Origin of the sequence: Nostoc sp. (genome assembly GCF_036918015.1) — a bacterium.
Taxonomy (GTDB): Bacteria; Cyanobacteriota; Cyanobacteriia; order Cyanobacteriales; family Nostocaceae; genus Nostoc.
In genome coordinates this window covers 1-24,330 of record NZ_JBALEO010000019.1, presented here as the reverse complement: position 1 = coordinate 24,330, position 24,330 = coordinate 1, and the positions used below count along the sequence as shown (strand labels likewise).

The 24,330-nt window shown below is 40.9% G+C and carries 26 protein-coding genes and 2 pseudogenes; 15 read left to right on the top strand and 13 right to left on the bottom strand.

From position 1 onward, the window contains the following. Positions 1–127: 127 nt before the first annotated feature. Positions 128–790 carry a class I SAM-dependent methyltransferase gene (locus tag V7K61_RS05210; protein ID WP_335051568.1) on the bottom strand — a complete coding sequence of 221 codons (663 nt, stop codon included), beginning with the start codon at positions 788–790 and terminating at the stop codon, positions 128–130. 483 nt (positions 791–1,273) lie between these two features. On the opposite strand from V7K61_RS05210, the pseudogene V7K61_RS05205 reads away from it, so the two are divergent. Continuing rightward, positions 1,274–1,606: pseudogene (locus V7K61_RS05205) on the top strand (CoA-binding protein); the annotation flags it as partial. A gap of 210 nt (positions 1,607–1,816) precedes the next feature. Continuing rightward, the gene (locus V7K61_RS05200) at positions 1,817–2,755 is read left to right on the top strand and encodes a phosphoribulokinase (protein ID WP_334779963.1); all 939 of its coding nucleotides are present in this window, start codon (positions 1,817–1,819) and stop codon (positions 2,753–2,755) included. Positions 2,756–2,912: 157 nt separating this feature from the next. Here the strand turns inward: V7K61_RS05200 and V7K61_RS05195 are convergent, their stop codons facing one another. Continuing rightward, the gene (locus tag V7K61_RS05195) at positions 2,913–3,485 is read right to left on the bottom strand and encodes a hypothetical protein (protein WP_335051566.1); all 573 of its coding nucleotides are present in this window, start codon (positions 3,483–3,485) and stop codon (positions 2,913–2,915) included. Between the two features lie 46 nt (positions 3,486–3,531). Beyond that, positions 3,532–4,098, bottom strand: coding sequence for a hypothetical protein (locus V7K61_RS05190; protein WP_335051564.1), 567 nt, complete (start codon positions 4,096–4,098; stop codon positions 3,532–3,534). Positions 4,099–4,312: 214 nt separating this feature from the next. Here V7K61_RS05190 and V7K61_RS05185 point away from each other — a divergent pair, with 214 nt between their 5' ends. The 3 genes from V7K61_RS05185 to radC all read left to right on the top strand — a co-directional run bounded on the left by V7K61_RS05185 (position 4,313) and on the right by radC (position 5,887). Next, positions 4,313–4,615: a type II toxin-antitoxin system HigB family toxin gene (locus V7K61_RS05185; protein WP_094352981.1), complete on the top strand. Its 303-nt coding sequence runs from the start codon at positions 4,313–4,315 to the stop codon at positions 4,613–4,615. Then, a complete protein-coding gene (locus V7K61_RS05180; RefSeq protein WP_292817013.1) occupies positions 4,596–5,012 on the top strand; it encodes a helix-turn-helix domain-containing protein in 417 nt (138 codons plus the stop codon). The genes V7K61_RS05185 and V7K61_RS05180 overlap by 20 nt, the downstream gene beginning before the upstream one ends. A gap of 143 nt (positions 5,013–5,155) precedes the next feature. After that, positions 5,156–5,887, top strand: coding sequence for a RadC family protein (gene radC, locus V7K61_RS05175; RefSeq protein ID WP_094344442.1), 732 nt, complete (start codon positions 5,156–5,158; stop codon positions 5,885–5,887). A 177-nt stretch (positions 5,888–6,064) separates the two neighbouring features. Here the strand turns inward: radC and V7K61_RS05170 are convergent, their stop codons facing one another. The 3 genes from V7K61_RS05170 to V7K61_RS05160 all read right to left on the bottom strand — a co-directional run bounded on the left by V7K61_RS05170 (position 6,065) and on the right by V7K61_RS05160 (position 10,784). Continuing rightward, positions 6,065–6,856: an SDR family NAD(P)-dependent oxidoreductase gene (locus V7K61_RS05170; RefSeq protein WP_335051561.1), complete on the bottom strand. Its 792-nt coding sequence runs from the start codon at positions 6,854–6,856 to the stop codon at positions 6,065–6,067. Positions 6,857–7,095: 239 nt separating this feature from the next. Continuing rightward, positions 7,096–8,568 (bottom strand): esterase/lipase family protein, encoded by a 1,473-nt coding sequence (locus V7K61_RS05165; RefSeq protein WP_335051559.1) that lies wholly within the window; start codon positions 8,566–8,568, stop codon positions 7,096–7,098. Positions 8,569–8,828: 260 nt separating this feature from the next. Continuing rightward, the gene (locus V7K61_RS05160) at positions 8,829–10,784 is read right to left on the bottom strand and encodes a hypothetical protein (protein ID WP_335051557.1); all 1,956 of its coding nucleotides are present in this window, start codon (positions 10,782–10,784) and stop codon (positions 8,829–8,831) included. Between the two features lie 729 nt (positions 10,785–11,513). Between V7K61_RS05160 and V7K61_RS05155 the strand changes: the two genes are divergently transcribed. The 7 genes from V7K61_RS05155 (at position 11,514) to V7K61_RS05125 (ending at position 19,524) form a co-directional block, all read left to right on the top strand. After that, entirely contained in the window at positions 11,514–12,908 is a 1,395-nt protein-coding gene (locus tag V7K61_RS05155) for an NADH:flavin oxidoreductase (RefSeq protein WP_335051555.1), read from the top strand. 66 nt (positions 12,909–12,974) lie between these two features. Further along, on the top strand, positions 12,975–14,441 hold the full coding sequence (locus tag V7K61_RS05150; RefSeq protein WP_335051553.1) for a c-type cytochrome: 1,467 nt from the start codon (positions 12,975–12,977) through the stop codon (positions 14,439–14,441). 12 nt (positions 14,442–14,453) lie between these two features. Continuing rightward, positions 14,454–14,864, top strand: coding sequence for a hypothetical protein (locus V7K61_RS05145; RefSeq protein ID WP_335051551.1), 411 nt, complete (start codon positions 14,454–14,456; stop codon positions 14,862–14,864). Between the two features lie 89 nt (positions 14,865–14,953). Next, the gene (locus tag V7K61_RS05140) at positions 14,954–16,387 is read left to right on the top strand and encodes a c-type cytochrome (RefSeq protein ID WP_335051549.1); all 1,434 of its coding nucleotides are present in this window, start codon (positions 14,954–14,956) and stop codon (positions 16,385–16,387) included. Positions 16,388–16,480: 93 nt separating this feature from the next. Next, positions 16,481–18,121 carry a lipoxygenase family protein gene (locus V7K61_RS05135; RefSeq protein ID WP_335051547.1) on the top strand — a complete coding sequence of 547 codons (1,641 nt, stop codon included), beginning with the start codon at positions 16,481–16,483 and terminating at the stop codon, positions 18,119–18,121. Between the two features lie 29 nt (positions 18,122–18,150). After that, the gene (locus V7K61_RS05130; protein ID WP_335051545.1) at positions 18,151–18,459 is read left to right on the top strand and encodes a putative quinol monooxygenase; all 309 of its coding nucleotides are present in this window, start codon (positions 18,151–18,153) and stop codon (positions 18,457–18,459) included. A gap of 12 nt (positions 18,460–18,471) precedes the next feature. Beyond that, entirely contained in the window at positions 18,472–19,524 is a 1,053-nt protein-coding gene (locus V7K61_RS05125) for a saccharopine dehydrogenase family protein (RefSeq protein ID WP_335051543.1), read from the top strand. Between the two features lie 231 nt (positions 19,525–19,755). On the opposite strand, the pseudogene V7K61_RS05120 reads toward V7K61_RS05125, so the two are convergent. Continuing rightward, a pseudogene (locus V7K61_RS05120) lies at positions 19,756–20,406 on the bottom strand (cation:proton antiporter domain-containing protein); the annotation flags it as partial. Between V7K61_RS05120 and V7K61_RS05115 the strand changes: the two are divergent. The 3 genes from V7K61_RS05115 (at position 20,381) to V7K61_RS05105 (ending at position 21,941) form a co-directional block, all read left to right on the top strand. After that, complete coding sequence (locus tag V7K61_RS05115) at positions 20,381–21,202, top strand: DUF389 domain-containing protein (RefSeq protein ID WP_335051541.1); 822 nt, start codon at positions 20,381–20,383, stop codon at positions 21,200–21,202. The pseudogene V7K61_RS05120 and the gene V7K61_RS05115 overlap by 26 nt on opposite strands. A 73-nt stretch (positions 21,203–21,275) precedes the next feature. Further along, complete coding sequence (locus V7K61_RS05110; protein WP_335051539.1) at positions 21,276–21,623, top strand: hypothetical protein; 348 nt, start codon at positions 21,276–21,278, stop codon at positions 21,621–21,623. Positions 21,624–21,632: 9 nt separating this feature from the next. Then, a complete protein-coding gene (locus tag V7K61_RS05105; RefSeq protein ID WP_335051537.1) occupies positions 21,633–21,941 on the top strand; it encodes a hypothetical protein in 309 nt (102 codons plus the stop codon). On the opposite strand, the gene V7K61_RS05100 is transcribed toward V7K61_RS05105, so the two are convergent. Genes V7K61_RS05100 through V7K61_RS05075 form a run of 6 tightly spaced genes read right to left on the bottom strand, consistent with a single transcriptional unit; the run spans position 21,925 to position 24,303 of the window. Continuing rightward, positions 21,925–22,341, bottom strand: coding sequence for a hypothetical protein (locus V7K61_RS05100; protein ID WP_335051535.1), 417 nt, complete (start codon positions 22,339–22,341; stop codon positions 21,925–21,927). The two genes, V7K61_RS05105 and V7K61_RS05100, sit on opposite strands and share 17 nt — an antisense overlap. A gap of 7 nt (positions 22,342–22,348) precedes the next feature. Continuing rightward, positions 22,349–22,828 (bottom strand): hypothetical protein, encoded by a 480-nt coding sequence (locus V7K61_RS05095; RefSeq protein WP_335051533.1) that lies wholly within the window; start codon positions 22,826–22,828, stop codon positions 22,349–22,351. Beyond that, on the bottom strand, positions 22,828–23,139 hold the full coding sequence (locus tag V7K61_RS05090; RefSeq protein ID WP_335051531.1) for a hypothetical protein: 312 nt from the start codon (positions 23,137–23,139) through the stop codon (positions 22,828–22,830). Before V7K61_RS05090 ends, V7K61_RS05095 begins: the two co-directional genes overlap by 1 nt. Beyond that, positions 23,139–23,456 (bottom strand): hypothetical protein, encoded by a 318-nt coding sequence (locus V7K61_RS05085; RefSeq protein WP_335051529.1) that lies wholly within the window; start codon positions 23,454–23,456, stop codon positions 23,139–23,141. The genes V7K61_RS05090 and V7K61_RS05085 overlap by 1 nt, the downstream gene beginning before the upstream one ends. A gap of 2 nt (positions 23,457–23,458) precedes the next feature. Then, positions 23,459–23,803 (bottom strand): hypothetical protein, encoded by a 345-nt coding sequence (locus tag V7K61_RS05080; RefSeq protein WP_335051527.1) that lies wholly within the window; start codon positions 23,801–23,803, stop codon positions 23,459–23,461. Further along, a complete protein-coding gene (locus V7K61_RS05075; protein ID WP_335051525.1) occupies positions 23,800–24,303 on the bottom strand; it encodes a hypothetical protein in 504 nt (167 codons plus the stop codon). The genes V7K61_RS05080 and V7K61_RS05075 overlap by 4 nt, the downstream gene beginning before the upstream one ends. Between the last annotated feature and the right edge of the window lie 27 nt (positions 24,304–24,330).

Genomic DNA, 24,330 nt, shown 5'->3' with positions numbered 1-24,330 from the left:
TCAACTTATAGCTGTAGTCACACAGATTAGGACAGTATTGATTGCTCAAAGTTTTGAAACAACTGGGTTTTGACTCAGCACTCGGGCTAAACCCTAGCTATCCGCTAACAGCACTCAGCACTCAGCTTTACTTTTTCAGTGCCAGAGTTAAGCCATCTGCGATCGCTACTACACTAAGACTAACTCGCTGGTCTTGATGCAGTTTTTGATTAAAGGCACGAATTCTTTTAGTTCTATTATCTTGCACTTGGGGGTCGGCAACCCTGCCTGACCAAAGAACATTATCGATCGCAATCAATCCCCCCGGACGCACTAATTGCAGCGATCGCTCATAATAGCCATCATAGTTGCTCTTATCAGCATCGATGAAAGCAAAATCAAAAGTTTCTGCTTCTTTTGTTGCTAGTAGTCGATCTAAAGTCTGCAAAGCTGGGGCAATATGCAGTTGAATTTTATCTGCCACTCCTGCTTGTTGCCAATAACGTCTAGCGATCGTTGTAAATTCCTCACTAATATCACAGGCTACCACCTTACCGTCGCTCGGTAATGCCAATGCCACCACCAGGGAACTATAACCTGTAAATACCCCAATTTCCAAAGTTTTCTTAGCTCCTAGCAACTGCACCAGTAACGCCAAAAACTGCCCCTGTTCGGGAGCAATCTGCATTCTCCCGATTGGATACTGGGCTGTTTCCTGTCTCAGTTGGGTTAAAATTTCCGGTTCTCGGAGAGAGACTGACAGTAAATAGTCATAGAGGTTTTGTTCGAGTCCTAGTGTTTTAGTTGTCATGGGCATTGGGCATGGAGAATAGCGAATGAGTCTTTGATACTCGTGGACGAGTCTTTTTTACTCGTGGACGAGTCTTTGATACTCGTGAATGAGTCTTTGATACTCGCGGACGAGTCTTTTATACTCGCGGACGAGTCTTTTATACTCGCGGACGAGTCTTTTATACTCGCGGACGAGTCTTTTATACTCGTGAATGAGTCTTTTATACTCGTGAATGAGTCTTTTATACTCGCGGACGAGTCTTTGATATTCCTAAATGATTTTTTAAAAGCCAAAATTATATTTAAATGCAACTCAGTATGATGAGCAAAGCGATGTCTACGATGGGCTGCGCCTACGCTTAGGATATTTTAAATCATGCCAAACCTTAAAGAAGATGATAACGCTCTGCGCGAGATATTAATCCAAGCCAAAACTATCGCTGTTGTGGGTCACTCTGATAAACGCGATGCCTAAGGCAAGGGCTTCGCCCAACGCACTAGTTATCAAATCGCCCAATTCTTGCGACAAAAAGGCTATACAGTCTATGCCGTCAACCCGCTAATTAAAGACATTGACGGTCAACCCAGTTATGCTGCACTCCAGGAATTACCCGAACCCGTGGATATTGTTAACGTGTTTCGCCGTTCTGAGTACTTGCCAGAAATTTTAGATGAAGCAATTTCTATCAATGCGAAAACTGTATGGACACAACTGGGTATCTGGCATCAACCATCAGCACAAAAAGCTATAGATGCAGGACTGAATGTAGTTATGGATGCTTGTATCAAAATTGAATATCTGCGTCTGAAAGTAGGATTAACAGGGGATGTTTAGTTTTTATGCGTACAGATATTCTAACAACCATATAAATTGTTATTATTATGCAAAAAGCGTAGTTTACCGCCGTAGGCATCGCACACACATTTTATGTGTAGAGATATTGCATACTAGGTCTTTGTTTAAGTTACTTGCTTAAACCCTTCTAGAATAAAAACTATTGTGGGTATTTTATTACTAAAGTTGTTTTTATTGTGGGAGGTTATGATGAGCCGTCCAATAATTCTTGGTATTGTCGGCGATAGTGCGGCTGGTAAAACAACACTAACGCGAGGAATCGCTCAGGTACTCGGCCCAGAAAATGTCACGCTCATTTGTACAGATGATTATCACCGTTACGATCGCCAACAACGTGCAGAAATTGGTATTACTGCCCTCCACCCGGACTGCAACTACTTAGATATTATGCAGCAACATCTATCGTTGCTACGTACAGGACAGCCAATTCTGAAGCCAGTTTACAGCCATAAAACCGGTACATTCGAGCCACCACAGTACATCAAGCCCAGTAAATTTGTGATCATTGAGGGATTACTCGGTTATTCTACTCGTGCCGCCCGTGACTCTTACGACGTAAAAGTTTACCTTGCACCGCCTGAAGAACTACGCGCTAAATGGAAAGTCAAGCGAGACACCCAAAAGCGCGGTTACACTGCTGAACAAGTGCTAGCGGAACTAGAAAAGCGTGAACCAGACTCAGCACAATTTATTCGTCCGCAGCGACAATGGTCTGATATAGTCATTAGTTTCTATCCACCTGCTGAGAATGATGATGAAATCAATGGACATCTGAATGTCCGTCTGGTATTACGTCCGACAATTCCCCACCCAGATTTTACCGAGATTATCAACTCTGGCTATGGTAATTCTGACTCAGCAATCCGCTTGGGGCTAGACAGAGATATGAGTAAACCTGTAGATGTCTTAGAAGTTGATGGTCATGCCACCTTAGAACAGGTGAATAAGCTAGAGCATATTATTTGTTCTGATATGCCCCATTTACGAAATATTTGCGATCGCGAAAGTAATCCAGAACTGGGTAAAATTGCTGGTACAACTGGAGAAACACTGCAAAGTTATCCTCTGGCTTTGACTCAGTTGATCATTACCTACCATATGTTGAAAGCAACGCAAATTTATCAGTAATTAGCGACAATGAAGGGGTTTAAATGGTTTGCGTAGAGGCAAATCCGCTTGTTGTCAGACTTAGTTAATTAGCAGTGCAGTGTTAAGCTGTTGAATTATGCGATCGCTACGGCGATAAACTACGCACCTTGCTAATTACTCAAATTTCAGATATTGCTTATGATTGCAACTTTACAGGGGCTTGCAACAATTCAATATCTCTAATCTGAAGAATGCCACTACTCTCAAACTGCACACTGATTTGAATCTTGGCAGCATTCGCTTCTTTTTTAAAATAGGCACGCACTTTGTAAGGCTGAAAATTTTCCGTTTGTGAAACTCCTCTACCCCAAGTTGTTCTCATTCCGCTCGATTCTCTTGGTCTACCTACACCCAAACTTACTGCAATTGATTCTTCAGTGTTCAGCGCTTTCGCATTAAATTGACAAGCAAGAACACACTCTTGAACATCGGGTTCTGCAACTTCAAACAAGATGACTTTTCGCAAAGGATCTGTACTATTAGTTAGAAAGCGCTGAGTATTATCGTCATAAGCTTCAATTTGCCAACTTTCTCCAACAATTGTAATGCCTCCCTTTGTCACTGTGGAATCGGCAGGTGTGAATCGATGAATCAATACAAATGGCTCTGCGGCTTCGGGAATAGCAAGGGGTTTTTCCAGTTCCTTAAGGGCTTCCTGAGCTTTAGACAGAATAAAATTTGTCAGATTGTTGAATAGCTCGTCAAACATAGCGTACTTTGCTAATTACTCAAATTTCAGGTATTGCTCATGATTGTTACTTTACAGGCGCTTGCAACAATTCAATATCTCTAATCTCAAGAATGCCACTACTTTCAAATTGCACACTGATTTGAACTGTGGCAGCATCTGCTTCTTTTTTAAAATGGGCACGCGCTTCATAAGGCTGCAAATCTTCCGTTAGTAAAACTTCTGTAAACCATGAAGTTGTGACTCTTCCGCCCCATTGTCCTGTTCTCCGAAAACCTAAACTAACTTTAATTGGTTTTTCTGTGTTTAGCGCTTTGGCATTAAATTGACAAGCAAGAACACACTCTTGGACATCGGGTTCTGCAACTTCAAATAAGATAACATCTCGCAAAGGATCTGTACTATTAGTTAGAAAGCGCTGAGTATTATCGTCATAAGCTTCAATTTGCCAGCTTTCTCCGACAATTGCAATACATCCCTTTGTCACAGTGGAATCGGCAGGTGTGAATTGACGAATCAGCACAAATGGCTCTGCGGGTTCGGGAACACCGAAGCGCTTTTGCAGATCGTTTCCGACTTCTTGAAGTTTAGAGTCAATAAAACCTTTCAGATTGTTGAATAAATCATCGAACATAGCGATCGCCTATGGCAGCAGGTACATAATTGCATTTATTAAACTTGGTAACAAGCATATTTTCACTGAAAGTCTACTGTCATGAGGGGTAAAGCAAAAAACCTAATCATTAAACTCTTGACATCAACTTAGCAAATTGCTAAGTTTGAATAACTACGGTTTGACACTTCGAGGAAAGTTATTATGAGCTTTATTTTGAAAAAATTCATTTATTATGCATATTATTTCCAATACAGCACTAAAACTTTTTTATCAAAAGTATCCCGACGCTGAATCTAGTTTACGTGGTTGGAACAAAGTTGCAAAATTAGCCAAGTGGCAAAATATACTTGAAGTTCGCCAAGCTTTTAACTCTGCCGATCCAGTAGGTGAGCTTACAGTTTTTAATATTCAAGGAAACAAGTATCGCCTCATTACCTATATTGACTATCAAAGTCAAAAAGTATTTATTCGCAACGTATTAACTCATACAGAGTACGATACAGACAAATGGAAAAATGACCCTTGGTTTAAATAAACGTCCTACCTACATTGAACTGCTGCAAGCATTTCCTCCTCGTCCTATCAAGACTGAGGATGAGTTATTTGCTACTCAAAAAGTTATTAATTCTTTGATAGATAGCGCTCCGCTAACATTGGATGAAAAAGATTATCTTAATATTTTAGGCACTCTAGTTTACGAGTTTGAACAAACACAAGAGCCTGTGCCTGATATTTATGGAATAGATTTACTTCAAGTTTTGATAGAAGAGAATGGGCTACTTCAAAAAGATTTAGTACCCATTTTCAAAACAGAATCTATCATATCGGCCATATTGAAAAAGCAGCGTAAATTAACAACTAGACACATTGAAGAACTGGCGAAGTTTTTTCATATTTCACCTGCTGCTTTCTTTCCAAATAGTCTTGAGTAACTTGTTATTGGTTGATTGTGGAAGTGCGATCGCCTACGGCGGGCGGGTAAAATTAAAGATTTTCTCAAATAAAGATGATTTTGAGAGCAAACGAGGGATAACTAAGGATAGTTCTATGTGTGGTGCTATTTTCTTAGTTTAATATGACCTATTGCCTCAGAATTGCCGACCTACCTACAAATGAGCGTCCGCGTGAGCGATTAATGACGCATGGTGCAAAAATTTTAGCCACAGCGGAGTTAATCGCAATTCTTCTAGGCACTGGTCAAGGGCCGGGAAAACTATCTGCTGTGGGTTTGGGACAATATATCTTGAGCGAATTAGGCAAACATCAACGCGATCCTTTGGTAGTTCTGCGAGAAGTTAGCCCTGCTGAATTGATGCAAATTTCTGGTGTTGGTCCGGCGAAGGCGACAAGTATCTTAGCAGCAATTGAATTGGGTAAACGCGCCTTTCAATCTCGGCCCAACGATGGCACATTGATTGATAGCCCACTCGCTGCTGCTGCTACCCTCAGTCAAGATTTGATGTGGCAGGTACAAGAACGTTTTGCAGTGGTGCTGTTAGATGTCAAGAATCGCTTATTGGGTACGCAAGTAATTACTATTGGTACTGCAACCGAAACCTTAGCCTCTCCCCGTGATATTTTTCGAGAAGTTATTCGTCAAGGTGCAACGCGGGTAATAGTTGCCCACAACCATCCTTCTGGGAACCTTGAACCCAGCCAGGAAGATATAGAATTGACACGTCAGTTGTTAGCAGGAGCGCAGCTTTTGGGCATTCCGGTACTAGATCATCTGATTTTGGGTAATGGGAATCATCAAAGTTTACGGGAACTGACAACATTGTGGGATGAGCATCCACAGGGGGATTAGCAGGGGAGCAGGGGGGCAGGGGAGCAGGGGAGCAGGGGAGCAGGGGAGCAGGGGAGCAGGGGAGCAGGGGGGCAGGGGGGACAAGGGGGATAAGGGGACAAGGGGGATAAGGGGACAAAAGGTGAGAACTTGCAACAAGTCTTCCCCCTGCCTTAATTATTTACGCCGACCTACTTATTACTTGCTTTCCTGCATACTTCTGACTAGTTTAGTTACTAGCTTTCTGGGAGTAAATCTTACAGATTCAGCGAGTAGCTTATTTTTAATTCCAGGAACGACAACAGTTTTGTTTTCAAATAGACCACGATAGCCAATTTCGGCTACTGTTTCCGCAGTCATAATTTTTTGACCGCTTACCAATTTTGAGTCTTCCATTGCGGCTCTTTGTTGAAAACCAGATTCGGTAGGGCCTGGACAAAGCGCCGTTACCGAGACACCTGTACCTTCTAATTCATTAGCGATCGCTTCTGAGAATGATAAGACATAAGCTTTGCTAGCGTAATATACTGCCATCAGTGGCCCCGGTTGAAAAGCAGCAGTGGAAGCCAAGTTTAATATTTTTCCAGACCCCCGTTTAACCATACCTTTGAGAAATAACTTGGTTAAATGTGTCAGACATAAAACATTAACCTGTAGCAATTGCATTTCAGCATTCAGGTCAATTTCGTTAAATAATCCGTAGGTAGCAAATCCAGCATTGTTCACCAGCACATCAACATTAATCGATGCTTGTTCTAGCTCTCTAAAAATTTCTTCTGGGGCTGATGGGTTAGATAAATCCTTGGAAATAACTTTGACATCAATACCAAATTTCTTTTTAAATTCATCGGCTATTGTATTCAGCTTGTCCACGCTTCTAGCTACCAACACAAGATTGTAACCATCTTGAGCAAATAATTTCACGAATTCATAACCGATGCCGCCAGATGCACCAGTAATAAGAGCCGTTTGTTTGCGATTAGTCTGCATAATTTTCCTCTATTAACAGCTTGAAATAAAGAGACATCTGGTGAAAATAACTATGTGTTAATCCAGAAACCTTATAGATACGTAGGTTGTATCTATCCATTCTTTTTCACTCATGTCTTTTATAAATCATTAGTTATTTATTAACCTAACGTTCTTTAAGGTTGATTATTCTCTCTCCTGAATAATTAAGAAGTGCTAAGTCAACACAACTAATCACTGACTACACAACAAGCACTTATTTATTTCCATTGGGAAATTTCCAAGCGAACTGCTGCATTTGTTCCTAAGACTTTTTGCCCACGTTCAGGTAAAGAAACATACGCAACATATATACCAGAACTAGATTCGGAAGTCGGATTTAACTTTGTTACTGGCTCTTTTTCTTCAGAATTCCAACTGTATTTAGCCTCATAAGTGCTATTTGATTCGGCAACATCAGTAATTAGATAGTCAGACCACAAAGGTACTTGGTCGAGATGATGGTCACGTAACCAATTCGTCTCTTGTTTTGTAAAGGAATGCAGTGCTAAACGCAGGGCATATCTACAAGTATTATCATCACTAGCTGAGTTTCTGGGGATTAAGAAAGCTGTAAATAGGGGAACAGGTTTATCTGTTCGGGTTAATTCTTGTGTAATTGGGCAATAATGAGCGATCGCTTGCTCATATATAGGAATAGGAAGACTACGCAAAGCCACCCTAGTTTCTAGTTGATAAAAGTTCTTGTCCAAGTCTTGTAACTCAACATTGCTCAGAGAGAGTTTCACCTGAATATCACCAAACAAAAATCGTTGCAGGTTTTGATAACCTTCTTCGGAGTTCAATATGCCATAACGTCCACCATGAGAGCGATGAACATAAGCACGATGAGATCCCGCGATATAAGCTTTATCAATCTGAACTAAACCATCACTTTTCACTCCCACAGTCTTGCGTGAGAGACCAAAACTTTCTTCATAATCATGTGCATTAGTGCCGATTAAAGAAAAAACGCGGTCTGGTGAAAATCCATTCTCTATACTTTGTAGTTTTTCTAGCTGAAAGTCATCGGGTAACTCAGTTGTTGGCTTGACATTAGGTGTTAAATACTGATACATCCGCTGAGGGCCAAAGTCATCAGAATTATTCAATTGAAACTTGTCCCTCAAATTTTCCAGCAAGCCACTCCCAACCTCAAAATAAATGCCGCCATGAGGCGTAGCGTAGGTAAAGAATTTGTCAATGTAATCCGCAGCTTGCTCACCTTGTTCTGGATAAATCTTTTGAATCAAGCTGCGACAAACAAGACCTCCCATTGAATGGGCAATAAGATAAATTTTGTCAGCACCCGTCGTTTCTTTGACATTCTGGATCAAGTCTCTTAAACCCTTAGCTATCTCCTCCATCTCTTGTCGAACTACACTTGAGGAGCCAAAACTAGGTGTAGATATATCATAAAATCGATAGATCCAAATAGTTTTATGAAGTTGATCGGACAATCTTTTAATCTGATGGCTCACATTCTGATTGTCAACAATCGGTTGATAACCATGATCGGTCATTAGCCGCAGCAATGGACTCTCGAAAAAAAACTTCTGGGGATTTTCCTTCTCATCTACTCGAATATGCGTTGAACCACTATTGAATCCATAAAAGGGATCGTTGACTGTTTGCTCAACGTCTTTTTGTGTACCTGCATATCCACGAACGAAGACGATTGGTAAATACTGCATATATATCCTTGCTATTTCAATATTTTTTCTCGTTCCCAGGTTAAATCTGGGAACGAGTGCAGAATATCAAGACAAGTTGCCTTATAGCGGTTCTCAGTTGAGTGAGGTACAAGAATCCCATCCCCAACCCCCTTTCCGCTCTTCGAGAGGGGACTATGATGTACCTCATGTAATTAGTAAACGCTATAGTACAAACATTTTATTAATTCGTAGGGAATTCTCTGCGTTTAAAACACTACGATTTTACACGGGAGTTGTACTTAGAAAGTTTTCACGAACTCAATTAGGGCTTTCTTATCTTCATCTGGCAGATTTGAGCCAAAATAATGACCCTCATCTTCCACAAAGTCAGGAGATTTGTTGGCTCTTAAAAGTACACGTGCCAACTTACCCTTAATTCCACCGCCTGGTTTTAAATCTTGGAAAAGGCTGCTGAGATTGAGAGATGTAATTGCCTCTCTAATATTGATGCTTGCTAGCAAATTCACAGGCGTACCTTTAGGAACAGGAAGCTTAAATCTCGGATTCGGATCTCCTGGGGGAAGCTCTAATTTAGTATCTCTATCTGTCCTGCTGATAATTCCCTCACGCTTTTCAGGCCACAGAAGCTTTTCCATCGCATCCGTATAGGCTTCTACACGTCCTTTCACTGAAGGATCTTCGTTGTAAAGTCCTAGTGTGTTGTTGTGAAGAAGTGGTGCTGTTGCCCAAATGCTCACTAGTGAAGGTGTACGGTAATATCCCAAACCGCCATCAGGTATCTTAAATTCGATGGGTTTTTTCTCATCGAAGGGGTTGTACAACGTCAAAGTACCTGGTGAAGGCAGTTCTTTGTAAGTCTTGGACGAGAACTGATCCCAAATATGCCCCTTAGCGGCATTTGTCCCTAGCGATCGCGCCGCATTGGTTCCAATTAGTGTAACTGGATAACGCTGGTCATCAGACAAGAAGTTGTGGTCGAGGAAATTACTACTGAGTACAGACTCTTCGTACCATTTTTGAGCCTGTTCGGCGTCAGCGGCGATCGCAGCAGGTGGCTTTTTGCTGGAATGGCAACTAGCACAAGTGCTGGCAAAAACCAGTTTGCCACGTTTGAGAACTTCTTCATCTTTAGTCAAGAACTTTTCACCATCTGGTGCATCTTTCAGGTGCATCGGCTGGATGGTTTTTAAGAATGCTTCAGCATCAGCCATACGTGCTTCTGTCTGTCTCCAGCCTTCGCACTCCTTCCGCGCCTTTTCGATATCAAAAGGTTTTTGGGGAGTTCTGCCTAATAAAGGCTCATGAAGACTTGTCCAGTAATCGCCGCACATCCCAATATTGACGTAGACGCGTAATGAGGCAATTGGCACTCCTGTAGAGTCCGCACCATCCTTGAGAATATGATTTACATCCTTGGTTGAACCATCGTTCATTACCTCTGGATATTTGGGGCGATCGCCTAAATTAAAAATGGAATTGATCGCATTCGGATTATTGATGTGATCGGTGGCAATCCGAGAAGTATCAGATGTACCGGGTCTTTGAGAATCGAGTACTTGCTTAACAAAACTATTTTCTCCAACGCTGGATGCAAATAATTTATTTTCCTTAATGTACTGATTACCCAATGCTGGTACCAGGTTTTCCCATCTTGGATGTTCCTTGTCTTTGGGTGGATTAAGGGGATCTAACGCTACGTGACAGATGGCACAGGACTGCCCGATCACGTAGGGAGGCTCAACTTGTGAGTTTTTGGCATATTCAACAGGGTTCCATTTCGCCAAGTCAAAGTTGGGGTTGGGGAACTTACGCAACCCAATTACGCCAGTTGAGAGCGGATCTTTACATTTATCTAGCAGCAATCCGTATTCATCTGGTGCTGTCGCCTTTTCACATCCAGGATCGTTAATTGCGCCATAACGTTGCAATCGTTCGTCATGCATACGCGAGTCAATCAGCTTTAGCAAATCAACACCGCCATGTGTTCGCTTCGCTAAATCGCGATAGTACTTAGAATTACCGCCAGTCCATAAGTACCAAGTGCAACGACCCCGTTTCTCGGCATCTGTCAAATTCTCCTTTGTGTACTCTGGGAGATAACCGATACCTTCGCAGTTATCAGGGTATTCAGATACACCCGTATCCGAATACTCGGTACTTATGGACGTAGGTATTTCACTATACTCATCAGCTAGAGCTGTAGGCGTTCCATAAAAGCCGCAGACTATAAACATAGTCGCGAATAGGAGGAGCAGACAGCCCTTAAAAATTAGACTTGTCTTTTTCATAAAACTCTCTGGTCATAACACCTAAACCTTTCCCACTGCACCTCACGTTTGCAGAGGTACACTAATGCTTCATCACCAATTTCCCATTTTCCAGATTTAGTCTTGGGATATTTTGATGATTAATGTACCCTACTGAGGTTCGTTATATATGAAGTTACTACACAAATTTGCAAAACGTCATCAATAAACTTTTATACATTTCTAAATCAAAAATTTAAAAAATTGTAAATTTACAATGGTGTTCAATAAGCAATTTGCTATGGTTATATCGATTTCCTAGATACTTGGTTAGGTTTGTAACAAATTGTTAGCAGCTACTTTTAGCTACTTTTAAGGTTGCCTTAACCTTTTAAGAGAAATAAAAGACGGAAATTTTCACTTTTTTTAAGAATTGCTCTGTAAATACCGTAGGTTTACAAATTGCAAAAGTCTTTATATAACTGTAAAAACCAATAAGGATAAATATCCATGCTGAAACTGGTTAAGTAAATTTAAGTAACAAAAACTTAATACTTAGCACTCGCATCCGAAAACCTCCACTGTAGATTTGTAGACATAAAAAACTGCCCTCCCAGAAACACTAGAAAAATAGTTCTCTGGCGAGACTGTTAGTGCTACGAATAATTTTGACTTCTAATTTTATTGCCGAAACAATAGATAAAGACAGAGAAACACATGGAAAACGATATTATATTTGAGCCATTGAGATTCCGTAATCTCACAGTAAAAAATCGGATATTTCGCTCAAGTATTTCTGGCAGATGGGATAACTATGATGGTTCAGGTACTCAAGCCCGAATCAACTGGGAAGAAAAGTTTGCTCGTGGTGGTGTAGGAGCGATTATTAGTTCCTTTGTCCCAGTCGCCATCCGGGGAAGAATTATGCCTAATTACGCCACCATTAACTGTGATGAGCGCATTCCCTTTTGGCGAGAAGTAGGAAAAAGAGTCCACGAATATGACTGTAAATTTATTTTGCAATTAAGTCATTCGGGGCGACAGCAAGATATTGGCGGTGTAGAAAACTTAGGAAAAAAAGCCTTAAGTTCCACTAGCCAAACTGAGCCATTCCACGGCTTTTTGTGTCAAGCGATGACATTAACAGAGATTAAAGAAACAATTCAATACTTCGCCGATGGTGCTAGACGTGCCCGTGAAGCAGGTTTGGACGGAGTAGAATTGCACAGTGCTAATGGATATCTTTTTAATCAATTTCTCAGTTCTGGAATTAACGATCGTCAAGATGAATATGGTGGTTCATTAGAGAATCGAGCGCGGTTTTTGCTAGATGTAATTAGAGCAATCCGCAAAGAAGTAGGCAACGACTTTCATTTGCAATTCAAAATTAGTGCCGTTGACTATAACAACGCCGTCACCTTTTGGGAAAAACCAGGTAATACCATAGAAGATTCTATCCAAGTTTGTCAATGGGCAGAAGAAGCTGGGGCTGATGCCGTCCATGTGTCAACTGGTAGCTTATTTCCTCACCCGCTCAATCCCATTGGTGATTTTAATTTTGATGTAATTACTAGAACTTATGATGCCATGTTGTCAAGTGGTGTCGAAACCACACGTAACTACATTTTATTTCGCAAAGCATTTTTGCATCCAATTTTCAATTTTTTATGGAATCGGGTGAAAAAGCAATTGCCTCCTCAAGCATTTAGTGGTGATGATGTAAAAGACCCGAAAATCAAGCAGTTACTAATAGAGAACCAAGGCAGAAACTTACTAGATTCCAGAGAAATTAAAAAGCACGTTAATATTCCTGTATTATGTACAGGTGGTTTACAGCAAGCTTCTTATATTCGTCAGGCAATTAGCGATCGCTATTGTGATGGCGTTACAATGGCTCGTACTCTAATTGCTAATAATGACCTAGTTAAATCTTTTCAAGCAGGTAAAGACCTAGCAGATAAACCCTGTACCTATTGCAATAAATGTCTGCTAAATGTAATTGAAAATCCCTTGGGTTGTTACGAGCAGAATCGCTTCAATAGCTATGAAGAGATGATGGAAGAAGTAATGTCAGTCTTTCATGAAACTCAGTTTGCAAATTTATCTAGATAAAAAAGCGATGCGGATCGCATCGAAAATTTCGCTTACAAATAATCTCGAAAACATGGGGAGTGTTTCATGACTGAACAAACAAACCCTACCCTACTTCCAACCTCAATCAAGGGAATCTTCCAACGGATTTGGGTTGTGATTGTAGGTATTGTAGCAGTAGCAGTATTTTTCCTTTGGCCTGTTTTGTCTAACTCCCCAGTGGATTATGCTGATATTGAAAACCATTTTAAATATGGTTCAATCGGCAGCGAACCGGTCAATGGCATTCCTTACTGGATTTGGAAAGTTTTACCAGAATTATTCCCAGATAAATTACCTGGAAAAGGTTACACTTCTCTGGGATTTATCAAAGAACCTGACAAAGATTTGCCTATAGGTTTTTCGCAACGCAGAATCTTTATCGATCGAGTTGGGTTGAATTGTGCTGTATGTCATACAGGAACGCTGCGAAATACCCCCAATAGCGAACATCAAGTCATCACAACAATGCCTGCTAATGTGGTTAATTTGCAGGGATATATCAAATTCTTATCAGCAGTTGGTGTAGATCAGCGCTTTACTGCTAACCGAATGTTGCCAGAAATTGAAAAAATCAGTGGTGGTCTTAATCCCATTGAAAAATTACTTTATCGCTTCATTGCAATTCCTCAAACCAGAGATGCACTAATTAATCAGGCATCTCGACTTAATTTCGTTGAAAAACAACCAGATTGGGGCCCAGGAAGAGTAGATACTTTTAATCCTTATAAAGCAATTCAATTCCATTTCCCAATGGATAAATTGCGTGAGGATGAACTGATTGGTACTTCTGATTTCCCCTCAGTTTGGAATCAAAAACCCCGTGAGGGATTGCAGTTACATTGGGATGGTAATAATACTTCTGTTGATGAACGAAATAAGAGTGCAGCTTTAGGTGCTGGAGTCACACCCACAACAATCGATTTACCTCGAATTCAAAGAGTTGCCGATTGGCTTTGGGAACTACCACCACCAAAATATCCCTACGAAGTTAACGAAACTATAGCAGCAAAGGGAGAACAGCTTTTTCAAAGTAATTGTGCTAGTTGTCACGCTTTTGGTGGTACATATACAGGCAAAGTTGTGCCAATTCAAGAAATTGGTACAGACCCTCATCGTCTTGACTCATATACCTACAAAACGATGTCTAACCAAAATACTCTGTATACAGGGTATCCGTGGCGCTTTAAGAATTTCCGCAAGACGAATGGCTATGCAAATATGCCCCTTGATGGTGTTTGGTTACGTGGCCCTTATTTGCACAATGGCTCAGTTCCCACCTTACGAGATTTACTAGAAACACCAGAAAATAGACCTAAAGAATTCTATCGTGGCTACGATGTCATTGACAGAGCAAAAGTTGGCTTTGTATCTGATGTCGGCGTAGAAAACGGTAAGCAATACTTTAAGTTCGATACCACAAAACCTGGAAATAGTAATAGTGGTCATTTATATGGTACCGATCTTCCTACAGAAGATAAAAATGCACTAGTTGAGTACATGAAAAAGCTTTAAAAGGAGAGAAAAATGAATAATTACGCTAAATGGTTTAGTCGCGTTACTTGGCTTGGCATTATTGTTAATATGCTTTTTGTCATTCCCTCTTGCTTCTTTCCAGAACTAATGCTGACGTTCCTTCAAATGCATATACCAGTACCAATTATCTGGGTTCGTGCTACGGGAATGCTGTTGTTTATTATTAGTGCATTTTATATTCCTGGGGCACTTGACCCGTACCGATATCAGGCTACTGCCTGGATATCAATATTTCCTTCAAGAGCTTTTGGATCGACATTTTTCATTTGTGCAGTACTTTTCTTTGGGCAAGATAAAGGATTTTTATCCATTGCCTTTGTAGACCTGTTTTTTGGATTAGCGGAACTAATTCTTCTGACACTAGCAATGCGTAGCAAAATGCAATCGCTGCAATTCCAGTGAAGCAATTCTCCTAATTTTATCCCTAGTTTAGTGTAGGTATATTGCCTGCACTACAAACAGATTCTTCTGCAAAGGAGCAAAAGAGTGCCATGACAATACTCAAAGACAAAATAAGTAGGGTAATCACAAGCATTGTTTTAATTGCGATCCTTTTAGCTGGTGTAGTTGGGTATGTGGGATGGTACAACCTTTTTCGAGAGGTTCCCACATATTATGAATCGCCTGAAGAACACTTTAAATATGGTTCTATTGGCACAGAAGAAGCGCAAGGTGTTCCCTATTGGATTTGGCTGGTATTACCACGAATATTCCCTGATAAATTACCAGGGGCAGGTGGTTATACTTCCTTGGGAATCACATGGGAAGAGGGTAAAGAAATGCCAGTTGGGTTTACGAAAAAAACCATTGGCTTCCCTCGTGTCGGTATAACTTGTGCTGTTTGCCATACTGCTACCTATAGAAAAACAGAGAAAGATAAACCCACAATTGTGGCCGCTGCTCCTGCTAATAAGTTTGATTCGCAAGGCTATTTACGATTTTTGAGTGCAACTGCTGGTGATGCCAGATTTACAGCAGATTATATCCTTGACGAAATCAAATATAATTACAACCTTTCTTGGCTAGAAAATTTACTTTATCGCTATGTGCTAATTCCTCAAACTAAGAAAGCACTGCTGCAACAAAAAGAAGACTATAGTTGGACAGATTCTCGTCCTAACTGGGGGCCTGGTCGAATTGACCCTTTTAATCCAGTTAAATTCAATACTTTAAAGTTGCCCAAAGATAACACTATTGGCAACTCTGATATGATGCCTCTTTGGAATCAAAAGATGCACAAAGGGTTTGCACTCCATTGGGATGGGTTAGAAACTTCACTAACAGAAACGGTTCAAACTGGAGCAATTGGTGACGGTGCTACCAAAAAATCACTTCCTGTAGACGATTTACAACGAGTAGAAGATTTTATTCAAGAACTACCACCTCCTAAATATCCATTTGCGATTGATGAGCAAGTGGCTGCAAAAGGAAGTCAAATTTTTGCTAATACTTGTGCATCTTGTCACGCTTTTGGTGGTGAAAGAACGGGTACTGTTATCCCTGTAGAAGAAGTGGGAACTGACCGCCATCGGTTAGATATGTGGACGCAAGAAGGAGCGGATACTTACAATCATTTTGGTGATGGCTACCCTTGGGACTTTAAAAACTTACGCAAAACTAATGGGTATGTATCTGTTTCTCTAGATGGATTATGGTTAAGAGCGCCATATTTACATAATGGTTCAGTCCCATCTCTACAAGATTTGTTAGAAAAACCAGAGAATCGTCCTCAAGTTTTCTATCGGGGATATGATGTCTACGACCCGAAAAAAGTTGGCTTTATTACTGAGGGAGATGAAGCCAAAGCTATAGGTTTTAAATACGATACCAAGGTAACTGCTAATTCAAATCAGGGACATATTTATGGCACTGATTTATCTGATGAGAATAAAAAAGCCTTGATTGAGTATCTAAAAACTCTGTAATGAAAGTTGTTTGCTAAATAATGATGTGATTTAGAAACTTTCTGATATCGATCGTTTACTACCAAATGCTAAAAAACCGACTTGGAGATAATCGTGAAACCATATTTACCACAAAAAGATCCTGATGTTAATGCCCGAATCAATTGGCTAGATAAAAATCGAGAAGAGTACAAATTTAATTACGATTATCTAGCTCCTCTACCTGTAATTGATAAAGTTCCTCATAAGGAAATCTTCTCGGCAGAATATACTGCTAAACGCTTGGCAAGTATGGCAAGTCTTGTACCAAATATGCTAGCTGCCAAAGCCAGAAATTTCTTAGACCCATTAGATGAATTGGAAGAATATGAAGAACTTTTGTCACTACTACAAAAACCCGATGTCATAAAAAATTACAAAACAGACTCTTGTTTTGCGGAACAACGGCTCTCTGGAGCGAACCCATTAGCTATCCAAAAAATTGATGTATTACCTGATAATTTTGCTGTCACAGATGCACATTTTCAGAAGGTAGCAGGTACAGAACTTACTTTGGAAAAAGCACTCAAGGAAGGCAAGCTGTATTTCTTAGATTATCCTTTATTATCTGATATTAAAGGTGGTGTCTATGAGAATGTTAAAAAGTACCTTCCCAAGCCACAAGCGCTATTTTATTGGCAAAGTAATGATAGTTCTAATGGTGGTTCTCTAGTACCTGTTGCCATTCAGATTAATCATGATTCTGGTGCAAAAAGCGTGATTTATACACCAGACGACCCCCATTTAGATTGGTTTTTGGCAAAAACCTGCGTTCAAATTGCTGATGGCAACCATCAAGAATTGGGTAGTCATTTCGCCTATACCCATGCAGTTATGGCTCCGTTTGCGATTGTAACTGCGCGGCAACTAGCAGAAAATCATCCCATCGCTTTACTGTTAAAACCCCACTTCCGTTTCATGCTATTTGATAACGATTTGGGACGCACTCAATTTTTACAACCTGGAGGCCCAGTTGATGAGTTTATGGCAGGTTCATTGGCGGAGTCTCTTGGATTTGTGGCAAAAGTTTATCAAGAATGGAGTGTGGAAAAATTTACCTTCCCTCGGTTAATAAAAAGTCGCCGAACGGATGACCCAGCAATTTTACCGCACTTTCCTTTCCGGGACGATGGCATATTAATTTGGAATGCCGTTGAAAAGTTTGTGGCTGAATACTTGCAACTCTATTACAAAACCTCACAGGATATCAGTGACGACTATGAGTTGCAAAATTGGGCTAGAGAATTAGTGGCTCAAGATGGTGGTAGAGTCAAGGGAATGCCAGCCAAGATTGAGACTCTACAACAACTGATTGAAATCATCAGTGTGGTAGTATTCACTTGCGCTCCTCTACACTCTGCTTTGAATTTTTCTCAGTACGAATATATGGCTTTTGTACCCAATATGCCCTATGCAGCCTACCACCCAATTCCAGAAACTAAGGGCGTGGACTTGGAAACTATCATGAAGATACTTCCTCCCTTTAAACAAGCTGCCGACCAGGTGATGTGGACTGAGATTTTAACATCGTACCACTATGATAAATTGGGTTTTTATGATGAGGAGTTTGCTGATTCATTGGCGCAAGAAATTGTGGTGCAATTCCAACATAATTTGCATGAAATAGAACGCCAAATAGACATTAGAAATCAAACTCGTCCCATACCTTATAACTACTTCAAGCCTTCGCAAATTATTAACAGCATTAATACTTGAATTAGTTTTAGTAAAAAAGAGGAATCACAATGTCAAATCAGCAAGTAACCGTCACCGCTCGACTAAAAGTAAAGCCAGGTTTGGAAGACAATTTCAAGCAGGAATTTCAACCTGTAATAGCTCTCACTCTTACAGAAGAAGGTTGTATTAATTACGATTTGCACCAATCTGTTGACGACCCATCTTTGTTTCTGTTGCATGAAAACTGGGTCAGCCAAGAAATTTTAGCTCAACACTTAGAGCAGCCCTATATTAAAGCTTTAGGGGAAAAATCAAGACAATTTTTAGTTGAACCACCTGAAGTCAGGTTATGGCAGCAGATTGCGAACAACTCCTAGCTGGTGATAATAATGACATCAAGGGTGTTATTGTATGGTGCAACTGGCTATGCTGGAAAACTCATTGCTGAATCTGCTAAAAATAACGGACTGGAATTAATTTTAGCTGGACGCAATCAAAGTTCACTAGCAGCAGTAGCCAATGAATTAAGTTTGGACTTTCGGGTTTTTGGCTTAGATAATCCGCAAGCGATCGCTCGCTCTCTTGAGGATATAATTGCTGTCATCAACTGCTCTGGGCCTTTCTCCAAAACTTCAAAGCCACTTGTCGATGCCTGTCTCCAAACTAAAACTCACTATTTAGATATAGCTGGCGAAGTACCTGAATTTCAGGCGCTACAAGCACGAGATACTGAAGCTAAAAATGCAGGGATAATGCTTCTCCCTGGTGTGGGATTTGGAGTTGTCCCTACTGATTGTGTAGCTGCTTACCTCAAACAGAAGTTAGCGATCGCAATACGACTGATTTTAATCTATGAAACAGTTGGAGGTGTATCTCAGGGAACTGCAAATACAGTACTGCCAACTTTACATCATATCGGGGTAGTCCGAGAAGCAGGTAAGCTCATCCCATCTCGCCCAGCATCGAAAAGACGTAAAGTTGATTTTGGTTATGGGCCCGAGACAGCAGTAACAAACCCTTGGCGTGCTGATATTATCACTGCTTTCCAAAGTACGGGTATTCCCAATATTGAGGTTTATACTGTATTTCCTAATCCTGTGGGCTTTTTGATGGAGTCTAGCCAGTACTTGGGATGGTTATTTAACTCGTCTTTATTCCAAAGTGCTTTAACAAGTCTAATTAAAACTCTACCCACTGGGCCAACGGCGGCAGAACGAGCCAAAGGGCAAGTTCGAGTAATTGGTATTGCTGAGGATGAAACTGGTCAACAAGTAACTGCAAAGCTATTAGGGCCGGAAGCATACGATTTTACGGCGTTAGCGGCTGTAGCAGTGAGCAAACGGGTAATTAAAGGCGAAGTTAAGGTAGGATTCCAGACTCCTGCATCCGTATATGGCGCGGATTTTGTCCTTGAAATTCCGGGCGTTATCGGGTTCGACTAAAATTAGGACTGACGCAAAACTAATACCAATTCAATTGATGATTGCAACACATCCTTGGGTCAAGACGCGATGAATCGCGTCTCTACAAATGGTCTATGTGTTGCATTTTTTTTCAAATTGGAACTATACGCGCTCTGGGGCAATTCATGAATTGCCCCTACCTGGAAATAATTCTTTTTGCCTATTGTAAAGATATACCAGGAAACTGGGCTTTTAGGTTTGATATCTTCTTCAGTGAGATTGATTCTGCAAAACATCCTCAAGCATAGATGTTAATTCTTTATTTAACCGACCAGATTTGACAAACTCTGCATAAGTATCTGCCTCAATTGCCAACAGTTCTCCTCGAAATTGTTCTGTTGTAAAGCTCTGAAGATTGGGATATTCACCCTGTAATTTGTCAATTTCCATCCGTAAATCTGCAAGTTCGCCTTTGATTAGTGTCTCTTGATAACGACGAAACTCTGGGTCAATACCGGGGCGTTGGTCTGCCTGGAGGTGTTCTAAAACGCGTTCTAAGGCAACATGACGGGCAACGAATTCTAAATATTGCTCGCGTAAGGGTGCATCACCAAGCAAATTGAGTTTTTCCAGCAAAGGTTTGATGGTCAATCCCTGAACAAGCAGAGTAAATAAAACTACTCCAAATACTGTTGCAATGATTTTTTCTCGCTCTGGTAGTATTGTCGATACACTCAATGCCAGGGCAATGGAGACGGAACCGCGTAACCCACCCCACCATAGGATAGTTTGTTCTGGTAAAGAAATTTTCGATTTGGTGATGCTAGTACTCAATTTGCTGAGAATGTAAATACCAACTGCCCGCATCACAATCATTGCTGCGACTGTCACCATTATGATTTGCAGGTTTTCGCCTATTGCCCCTCTGATGTTGCCGATTCGCGGGTTAGCTTTTGGTGCTTTGCAAGCAGATATTACCCTGTTCCGCAAAGGTATAATTGCTGTAGTAGTGGGCACGATGTTAGCGGTAGCGATCGCTTTGACTCTAGGTTTGCTGGTGGGATTGCCGAGTTATGGTAGCGAAGTACTGGCTCGATCTAGACCAACGTTGTTAGATTTGGGAATTGCGGTAGCGGCTGGTGGTATCAGTGGCTACGCGAAAATTGAAACGAAAATCTCTGGTAGTTTAGCAGGTACTGCGATCGCTGTTGCCCTCATGCCTCCCATTTGTGTAATTGGCTTAGGCTTGGCACAAGGAAATTGGTCACTCAGTTTCGGGGCAACTCTACTTTATCTCACCAACTTGCTAGGTATTGCCCTCTCCTGTATGGTGACATTCGTGGTAGCAGGTTACACTTCAATGGCGCGGGCGCGTCAACCCCTAATTTGGACTATGGCATTGACAGCTATCCTACTAATTCCCTTGGGAGTCAGCTTTGCCCGACTTGTACGACAAGCACAACTAGAAAGCAGTCTCAGACGGGCATTATTGAACCGTACTGTCACCTTTGGCCGCTTGCAATTGCTTAACAGTAATACCAATTGGTTGACAAATCCCCCAGAAGTCCGTTTGAGCGTCCGGGCAAGAGAACCCGTCACACCTCGGCAAGTAGAATTATTAGAAGCATTTATCAAACAAGAGATGGGGCAACCATTCACGCTAATTTTTGAAGTTGGTCAAGTGGAGGAAATTAGAAGTTCTCAACCGACACCCTAAACTTGCTAATTTGGCATGAATCCCCAGAAAAGAACTGGGTAAGCTAAACGGGTTATTTACCCAATTCCCCTCAATGAAGTACAGCCCACAATTTGAGCGTGATTACCAGTTTTACCTAAAAAATGCTGAGAAATTTAATTTTGCACCTTATCAGCCAATTGTTGAAGTGTCAGACACGGGAAAGGATGCAAAGCACTGCTTTTGGAGGCTGGATAGCACCGGAAAACTACTTCCCTGTAGCGAACCGGAATTGCTGCGTTCTCTACTAATCTGCAAAAAATCCCTCGGCTTTCACTTAAAAATGTGGGCAGAGGGATTTGAGGAAATGGGGGAAGAAGTTGATTATTATATGAGTGAATTCATTTCACCTCCGAAGTGGGTGAGAGTAGCCCTTGAAAAAGCAATTTCAAAACATTCTTAATTTCCACCTATGAACTATTTAGAAATAGAGGAAGACCCAAAAGAATTTCTTAAGCAGATGATGAGTAGCTTTTCAGAGAAAATGTGGTCTGCTGGCTGGCTTTCTGGTTTGGAATTCCTGTTATGGAAAAAGGTCAGATCATGCTCGGATGACCTGACTTTGAGAGAAATTGCTGATTTGAATTTTTATGCCGGGCTAGCGGGGGGCTGGTGGATGTGGGATAAAGCTCAAAAGTCCGAAGTGTTCGTGAATTTTGCTGAGTGGATAGAGATTTACTCTTTAGAGGTAAATCGCCGTGAGACTATTCCCGGATCTTAAAATCGTTCGTCCTATGGAGAAATCCCTGAACTTCCTTAACACTTGTCTTGAGCGCATTAAATTCGTTTTCAGCGCGCTGCCATTTATGCTCGATCCGCTCATCCAAGCCATTGTGGCTCAATAAATTGGCATCCTTGTAATTCACGTAATCTTGTAAGTGAATATCCAGGCGCTTATCGAGATCCTTTATTTTCTCGGCATTGCTAGCGTGCATCTTAAGAGCTTCTTGGATGCCATCGACAGTAAAAGAAATTTTATTTATTTTGCTAATAATGTTGATGGCAACGCCAGAAAGCATCACCAGACTAGCAACAATCCCTAGAAATACTCCTGTATCTTGAAGTGTGAATTCAGTTTTGGGACTAGAAGTAACAGCTATTGTTGATCGGATAGTAATCATTATTTAATCACAATTTAAGCAAATCAATTATCGAAAAGATTTCTTCTACTCCCCAACCGCTGGAAAGCCCTAAAGAAGCTGAATCCTGGTTCCGAAATACTCGATATTCAAGCGCTAAAGATTTATTTGCGGCTATTGAAAACTTGCCGCTAAGTTCTGCTAAACATTGAACATCTACCCCAGACCCAGGATAGATCGAGCTACTATTCAACAAAACAATGTTATCAGTAACATTCCTTAACCTAATTCTTGATGTTGCAGTTCTATAAAAAGGTGAAACTGCATTCAATATATAAGTTCCAGCAGGTAATACAAACTCATTATTAGAAAGCGTAACTAAGGCAGTGTCATCAGTCGCAATACTATTAAGCTTTCGTTTATTCCAACTTCCTGCTGTAGCATTTCCCCCCTCTGTTCCAGATGGTTGTAATTCCCTTAATTGAATGTAAATAAGTCCACCAGAAACAGAGGGGGTATACAAAGGCATTATGTCAACTCCCGAACCAAAGCGTTACCATTAGCAGCTGACCAAATCCCACTAATTACGCCAGTGTAATAAAATGGTACTTCATAATATCCACTTGCTGATAATCTGGCAGTAAAAGCGCTTGCGGTTGCAGTTGCACCAAATTCAATAAACAAATTAGCAGTGCTGTCGTTCCAAATCGTTGCACCTTTGCGGTTGGAATTGGCAGCCAATATTGTCACGCTAGTAATGCTAGAAGCAACAGTGGTCGGTGTTGAATCATCACTAGTCGGTTGAATAACTGTTACTGCTGCCGGATTATATAAACCCATTATTCAATACACTCCGTGAAAGTTAATTTACAGTTATTAGCAGAAATAGCCGAAACCTTCCCAATGTAAAGATTAGATTGGTTAATTTCATAACTTCCTCTCGGTCTTAAAACAATCCCTCGACCAATAGCACCTTTAGTTTTATCACCCATAATCAAAGTGATATCAGAAGAAGAATTGTTTATAAAAGCTGCATACTGCCTGTTACTGTTGGCGTTTAAAACTGTATCGCCAACAGTAGCGGTCAAATCTTTATCCCCATGAAGACAGTTGCTAAATTTAACAACTTCAATCGTGTTAGAGGAGTTGTTAATCATAATTAATCAGTGGGGTCGTCGAGGTTATCAACAAACAACGCAGTGTCAACTTTGACGCGCACTGTAAATTCAAACTCTGGTGCTTCTGGTGTACCGGTTATTTGTTGTGATGCAAATTGAATCGGAGGCAGGTTAGCAGCAACCCTCGTTTCATTTACTTGTTCAGTAAGAGCGGATAGAGCTTGCATTAACCTGACAATACCTTTAACGCAAGAAGATCCTAAAGTCAGTGCTGCACCTGATTCTGTTGCCAAACTCAAATTTAATTTGACTTGATTATTTCCAACAAATTCGACTGACCCAGCGGGCAATTTTTCAGCTAATGCGATGTAGCTTAATGTCGTCATAAATTATCAATTTTGTATTCAAGAGTTTCTAGTTTGGCTCTAATTGCTCCTAACGTTTCTTCGGTTGAATCGCTTACGATTCCCGTATAAACCCAAACCCCTAAAGTTACTTCCTCTATCCAAGGCATTGCCTCAAACCGCAAGCGATAATCATTAGTAATTTGAGGAAACCTGACTAAATCAATGCTGTTGAGCTTAATCAGAGAGCGATTAAAGTCTGTTTCAGTACTGGGGACTGTTCCCAATCCTTCATAAATTATGGTGTCATCAATATGAATTCCACCTATTTGCTGATAAAGATATCCAGCACGCAACCAAGTTGGTTTTGCTTTGCTTGAGGATGCTCCAACTAGCAAGATGTGTTTATCGGTGATGAATGGTAATTCAACCGGATCAATGATTGGGGCTTTGACTCTGCGATTTTGAAGGTTGCCTGAGAGCTTTTGATAATAAAAAAGCTCCCAAGCTCCAACCGCTCCAACATCAGCTAATAATGCCATCGCCTAAGTCCCAATCTTCGGCCACAT

Excerpts from the sequence above, each read along its gene's own strand:
- V7K61_RS05210 (WP_335051568.1), bottom strand. The coding sequence starts at position 790 with ATGACAACTAAAACACTAGGACTCGAACAAAACCTCTATGACTATTTA.
- V7K61_RS05200 (WP_334779963.1), top strand. The coding sequence starts at position 1,817 with ATGAGCCGTCCAATAATTCTTGGTATTGTCGGCGATAGTGCGGCTGGT.
- V7K61_RS05195 (WP_335051566.1), bottom strand. The coding sequence starts at position 3,485 with ATGTTTGACGAGCTATTCAACAATCTGACAAATTTTATTCTGTCTAAA.
- V7K61_RS05190 (WP_335051564.1), bottom strand. The coding sequence starts at position 4,098 with ATGTTCGATGATTTATTCAACAATCTGAAAGGTTTTATTGACTCTAAA.
- V7K61_RS05185 (WP_094352981.1), top strand. The coding sequence starts at position 4,313 with ATGCATATTATTTCCAATACAGCACTAAAACTTTTTTATCAAAAGTAT.
- V7K61_RS05180 (WP_292817013.1), top strand. The coding sequence starts at position 4,596 with ATGACCCTTGGTTTAAATAAACGTCCTACCTACATTGAACTGCTGCAA.
- radC (WP_094344442.1), top strand. The coding sequence starts at position 5,156 with ATGACCTATTGCCTCAGAATTGCCGACCTACCTACAAATGAGCGTCCG.
- V7K61_RS05170 (WP_335051561.1), bottom strand. The coding sequence starts at position 6,856 with ATGCAGACTAATCGCAAACAAACGGCTCTTATTACTGGTGCATCTGGC.
- V7K61_RS05165 (WP_335051559.1), bottom strand. The coding sequence starts at position 8,568 with ATGCAGTATTTACCAATCGTCTTCGTTCGTGGATATGCAGGTACACAA.
- V7K61_RS05160 (WP_335051557.1), bottom strand. The coding sequence starts at position 10,784 with ATGTTTATAGTCTGCGGCTTTTATGGAACGCCTACAGCTCTAGCTGAT.
- V7K61_RS05155 (WP_335051555.1), top strand. The coding sequence starts at position 11,514 with ATGGAAAACGATATTATATTTGAGCCATTGAGATTCCGTAATCTCACA.
- V7K61_RS05150 (WP_335051553.1), top strand. The coding sequence starts at position 12,975 with ATGACTGAACAAACAAACCCTACCCTACTTCCAACCTCAATCAAGGGA.
- V7K61_RS05145 (WP_335051551.1), top strand. The coding sequence starts at position 14,454 with ATGAATAATTACGCTAAATGGTTTAGTCGCGTTACTTGGCTTGGCATT.
- V7K61_RS05140 (WP_335051549.1), top strand. The coding sequence starts at position 14,954 with ATGACAATACTCAAAGACAAAATAAGTAGGGTAATCACAAGCATTGTT.
- V7K61_RS05130 (WP_335051545.1), top strand. The coding sequence starts at position 18,151 with ATGTCAAATCAGCAAGTAACCGTCACCGCTCGACTAAAAGTAAAGCCA.
- V7K61_RS05125 (WP_335051543.1), top strand. The coding sequence starts at position 18,472 with ATGACATCAAGGGTGTTATTGTATGGTGCAACTGGCTATGCTGGAAAA.
- V7K61_RS05115 (WP_335051541.1), top strand. The coding sequence starts at position 20,381 with ATGATTTGCAGGTTTTCGCCTATTGCCCCTCTGATGTTGCCGATTCGC.
- V7K61_RS05110 (WP_335051539.1), top strand. The coding sequence starts at position 21,276 with ATGAAGTACAGCCCACAATTTGAGCGTGATTACCAGTTTTACCTAAAA.
- V7K61_RS05105 (WP_335051537.1), top strand. The coding sequence starts at position 21,633 with ATGAACTATTTAGAAATAGAGGAAGACCCAAAAGAATTTCTTAAGCAG.
- V7K61_RS05100 (WP_335051535.1), bottom strand. The coding sequence starts at position 22,341 with ATGATTACTATCCGATCAACAATAGCTGTTACTTCTAGTCCCAAAACT.
- V7K61_RS05095 (WP_335051533.1), bottom strand. The coding sequence starts at position 22,828 with ATGCCTTTGTATACCCCCTCTGTTTCTGGTGGACTTATTTACATTCAA.
- V7K61_RS05090 (WP_335051531.1), bottom strand. The coding sequence starts at position 23,139 with ATGGGTTTATATAATCCGGCAGCAGTAACAGTTATTCAACCGACTAGT.
- V7K61_RS05085 (WP_335051529.1), bottom strand. The coding sequence starts at position 23,456 with ATGATTAACAACTCCTCTAACACGATTGAAGTTGTTAAATTTAGCAAC.
- V7K61_RS05080 (WP_335051527.1), bottom strand. The coding sequence starts at position 23,803 with ATGACGACATTAAGCTACATCGCATTAGCTGAAAAATTGCCCGCTGGG.
- V7K61_RS05075 (WP_335051525.1), bottom strand. The coding sequence starts at position 24,303 with ATGGCATTATTAGCTGATGTTGGAGCGGTTGGAGCTTGGGAGCTTTTT.